This window comes from Streptomyces sp. NPDC002838, assembly GCF_040295365.1.
Lineage (GTDB): Bacteria > Actinomycetota > Actinomycetes > Streptomycetales > Streptomycetaceae > Streptomyces.
Map to the genome: position 1 here is coordinate 1 of NZ_JBEOVF010000125.1, position 3,686 is coordinate 3,686.

The window sequence follows — 3,686 nt, forward strand, 5'->3', positions numbered from 1 at the left end:
CGTACTCACCCGAGAGACTCTCTCGCGGCTTTCCTCCGGGCGCTTCCCTTCGGTCTTGCGTTTCCGACTCTATCAGATCCTTTTCCGATCCGATTTCCTCGGCGCTTTCCAGGTTCCCGCTCTCGCGTTTCCCTTTCCGGCGTTCCCAACATTATCAGAACTTTTGAGCCGGACTGACCGGCCATCCGTTTCCGATTCATCGGGAAGGGGGCTTCTTTGAAATCAATGTTCTTGAAGCCGACAGACACTCACCGCTGCCGAACCGGGACCACACCCAGCTCCAGACAACTGTTTGAATCTACCTCCCCATCCGCTCCGTGTCAACGGCTCCGGTGGGGCGAAGGAGAGACTAGCAGCTCAGCCAGGTGCTCTGCACATCACGCGGCCGTCGGGACAGCGGCGCTGCGTTCGGCTGCCTCGACGTCGCCCGTGTCGCCGGCGCGTGCCGCACGGCCGCCCAGGATGTAGACGTACGCGAGGAAAGCCAGCTCGGCGGCGATGCCGATGCCGATGCGGGCCCAGGTGGGCAGGCCGGACGGGGTGACGAAGCCTTCGATGGCGCCGGAGATGAACAGGACCAGCGCGAGACCTATCGCCATGCCCACGGCGGCTCGGCCCTCCTCGGCCAGGGCTGAGCGTCGGGTGCGCGGGCCCGGGTCGATCACGGTCCAGCCGAGGCGCAGTCCTGTGCCGGCGGCGACGAAGACGGCGGTGAGTTCAAGCAGGCCGTGCGGGAGGATGAGGCCGAGGAAGGTGTCGAGGCGGCCGGCCGAGGACATCAGGCCGAAGCCGACACCGAGGTTGAGCATGTTCTGGAAGAGGATCCAGAGGACCGGGAGACCGAGGAAGACGCCGAGGACCAGGCACATGGCGGCGGCCTGAGCGTTGTTCGTCCAGACCTGGGCTGCGAAGGAGGCCGCGGGGTGGCTCGAGTAGTACGTCTCGTACTGGCCACCGGGGCGGGTGAGCTCGCGCAGTTCGCTGGGGGCGGCGATGGTGGCCTGTACCTCTGGATGGGTGCCTATCCACCAGCCGAGGAGGGCCGCGACGGCGCTGGACAGGAGCGCGGTGGGTACCCACCAGTGGCGCGACCTGTAGACAGCGGCCGGGAAGCCGTGTGTGAGGAAGCGGGTGACATCGTGCCAAGAGGCGCGTCGGGTACCTGTGACGGTACTGCGCGCGCGTGCCACCAGTTGGCTGAGCCGACCGGTCAGCTGCGGATCGGGGGCGCTCGACTGGATCACGGAGAGGTGCGTGGCGGTGCGCTGATAGAGAGCGACGAGTTCGTCTGCCTCGACGCCGGTGAGGCGGCGCTGGCGCCGGAGCAGGGCGTCGAGGCGATCCCACTCGGCTCGGTGGGCGGTGACGAAGACGTCGAGGTCCATCGGTTTGCCTGCTCCTCGGCTGCTCGTCGGCGGTCCGTCGTAAGGATCAGCTTGTCGTACTGCGGCGCGATGCGCCCTCAGCTTGGCAGACTGGCCGTTCTTGAAGCGGGCCAGGGGAAGGACGGCGGGCGTGAGTGAGCTGGTGACGGGCGAGGCGGTGGCGCTTGAGTTGCGCCCTGCGAGGCTGCCCAGCAGGGCCTTGGCCGTGCTGATCGATCTGGCTGTGGCCATGACCGCGTATATAGCCGTGACCATCGCGCTGGTGGCATCGACCTCTTCTCTGGACGAGGCGGCGCAGATCGCGCTGTCGATTGCCGCGTTCCTTCTCGTGCTGGTGGGCGGGCCGATCGCGGTCGAGACGCTGAGCCATGGGCGTTCGCTCGGGAAGATGGCGTGCGGGCTGCGCGTGGTGCGGGACGACGGCGGGCCGATCCGCTTTCGGCACGCGCTGGTGCGAGGGGCGATCGGTGCAGCGGAGATTCTGATGACGTTCGGGGTCGTCGCCTGTATCGCTTCGCTCGTGTCGGCGAGGGGACGGCGGCTCGGTGACGTGTTCGCCGGGACCCTGGTCGTACGGGAACGGGTGCCGGTCGCGCCGACGGGCTTCCTGCCTCCGCCGCCGCCCTGGCTGGCCGGGCGTTTCTCGGGACTTGATCTGTCGGCGGTTCCCGACGGCCTGTGGCTGGCGATCCGCCAGTACCTGACGCGGATGCAGCAGCTGGATCCGCAGGTCGGCTGGGGCATGGCGGAGCGGCTCGCCGCCGACCTCGCGGCTCGTACGGGGGCTCCGGTGCCGCAGGGCGTTCCGCCGACGGCGTTTCTGGCGGCGGTGCTTCAGGAGCGGCAGGCCCGGGAGGCTCGGAGGGCCTTCGGGAGCGGTGCGGCCGGGGGTGGCCCGTCGGCCGGTGGCGTGGCCGCGAGTGGTGCGCCGGGGACGAGTGGTGCGCCGGGCATGTACGGGCCTACGGGAGCACAGCCTGCGGCGTACCCTCCTCCGTCCGCCGCGCATGTCGCGGGAGCGGTTCCGACGGGAGGTCGACCTGCGGCTTCGGCAGGCGGCCAGGTTCCGCCTCCGGCAAGTGGTCAGGCTCCGGCTGCCCCAGGCGGTCAGCCGGAGGGCCGGATGGGCGGCGAGCCCAAGGCCCCGGTTCAGCAGCCACAGCCTTCAGCGGTGAAGGAGACGCCGTCTCCCGATCGTCGCGGCACCGGGTTCGTACCCCCGGCGTAGCTCTGAGCGAGCCACCCAGGCCGGATCCAGGCGGAGCCGCCGGATGCCGTTCAGACGAACACCGACGGCGGCGAGTCGAGGTCCTCCAGCTCGACTCCGGGTGCTGCCAGCACCACGTCGCCGGCGATGTGAACGGTGTGCTGCTCGCCCGTATCCAGGGCTGTGACCTGGTATTCGTCCACGGTCAGAGGGCCGTTGTCAGTGGCGTGTGCTTCTCTTTTCAGCAAGGCCCAGGACTGGTCCACGGTGCGCGGGGCGAGGACCGGGTCCGTGAAGGCGACCAGGCGTACGCGGGTTGCCGAGCCGGAAGCGGTGAGGCGCAGGAGACGGGTGGTGGCGATGAGGAATGCGGGGGATGTGCCGGTGAAGGCGTGGGCGCGGACATTGCCTTCCGTGGCATGCGTGCCGGTGGGGTCGGTACGGACCCAGGTGACGCCGTCGAGGGCGGCGCCGCGTACCTGCCAGCTCGCGGCGTGGAGTTCGAGGCGGATGGGGCGGCCGAGTTCGTCGAGGGTGAGATCGACGGAGCCGCTGTGATCGCCGGCGGGGGTGGTCAGCTGAGAGACGTAGCGCCAGCCGGAGGGGCCGGGGGCGCAGTGGAAGTGCTCTTCCGCGAGGGGGGTGTGATCGTGCGGATCGTGGAGCGAATAACGGCCGCGGGGCATGGGGGTCCTGGTCTTGACGGGCTGTTCCGGACGCCTTGACAGGCTGGTTCAGTCTGTACGACGGCTGAGCCGGTGGTACGACGGCCGGGCCGACCAAAGGGGCAGGCCCCCGGCACGGGGGTGCGGGGGCCTGCCTCGGCGGGACTGCCGCTGCGGGAGCGCGTCAGTGCACGGACGTGCTCCACGCGAGCGGGTTGCGGTCGGACTCCGTAGCGCTCAGTAGCGGTAGTGGTCCGGCTTGTACGGGCCGTCGACCTCCACGCCGATGTACGCGGCCTGCTCCGGGCGGAGCGTGGTCAGCTTCACGCCGAGTGCGTCCAGGTGGAGACGGGCGACCTTCTCGTCCAGGTGCTTGGGCAGCACGTAGACGTCGGTCGGGTACGCGTCGGGCTTGGTGAACAGCTCGAT

General features: G+C 69.4%; 4 protein-coding genes. 1 reads left to right on the plus strand and 3 read right to left on the minus strand.

Annotation, left to right across the window (positions count from 1 at the left end; genetic code table 11):
* Positions 1-377: 377 nt before the first annotated feature.
* The gene (locus ABT063_RS51650) at positions 378-1,385 is read right to left on the minus strand and encodes a stage II sporulation protein M (protein ID WP_351069269.1); all 1,008 of its coding nucleotides are present in this window, start codon (positions 1,383-1,385) and stop codon (positions 378-380) included.
* A 130-nt stretch (positions 1,386-1,515) separates the two neighbouring features.
* Between ABT063_RS51650 and ABT063_RS51655 the strand changes: the two genes are divergently transcribed.
* Positions 1,516-2,613 carry an RDD family protein gene (locus tag ABT063_RS51655; protein ID WP_351069271.1) on the plus strand — a complete coding sequence of 366 codons (1,098 nt, stop codon included), beginning with the start codon at positions 1,516-1,518 and terminating at the stop codon, positions 2,611-2,613.
* A 50-nt stretch (positions 2,614-2,663) separates the two neighbouring features.
* Here the strand turns inward: ABT063_RS51655 and ABT063_RS51660 are convergent, their stop codons facing one another.
* Both ABT063_RS51660 and ABT063_RS51665 read right to left on the minus strand, forming a co-directional pair.
* On the minus strand, positions 2,664-3,278 hold the full coding sequence (locus tag ABT063_RS51660; protein WP_351069273.1) for a hypothetical protein: 615 nt from the start codon (positions 3,276-3,278) through the stop codon (positions 2,664-2,666).
* A 216-nt stretch (positions 3,279-3,494) separates the two neighbouring features.
* Positions 3,495-3,686: adenosylhomocysteinase (locus ABT063_RS51665; protein WP_351069276.1), on the minus strand; the 192-nt coding region annotated here is incomplete at its 5' end.

Coding starts and splice junctions, on each gene's coding strand:
- ABT063_RS51650 (WP_351069269.1), bottom strand. CDS start 1,385: ATGGACCTCGACGTCTTCGTCACCGCCCACCGAGCCGAGTGGGATCGC.
- ABT063_RS51660 (WP_351069273.1), bottom strand. CDS start 3,278: ATGCCCCGCGGCCGTTATTCGCTCCACGATCCGCACGATCACACCCCC.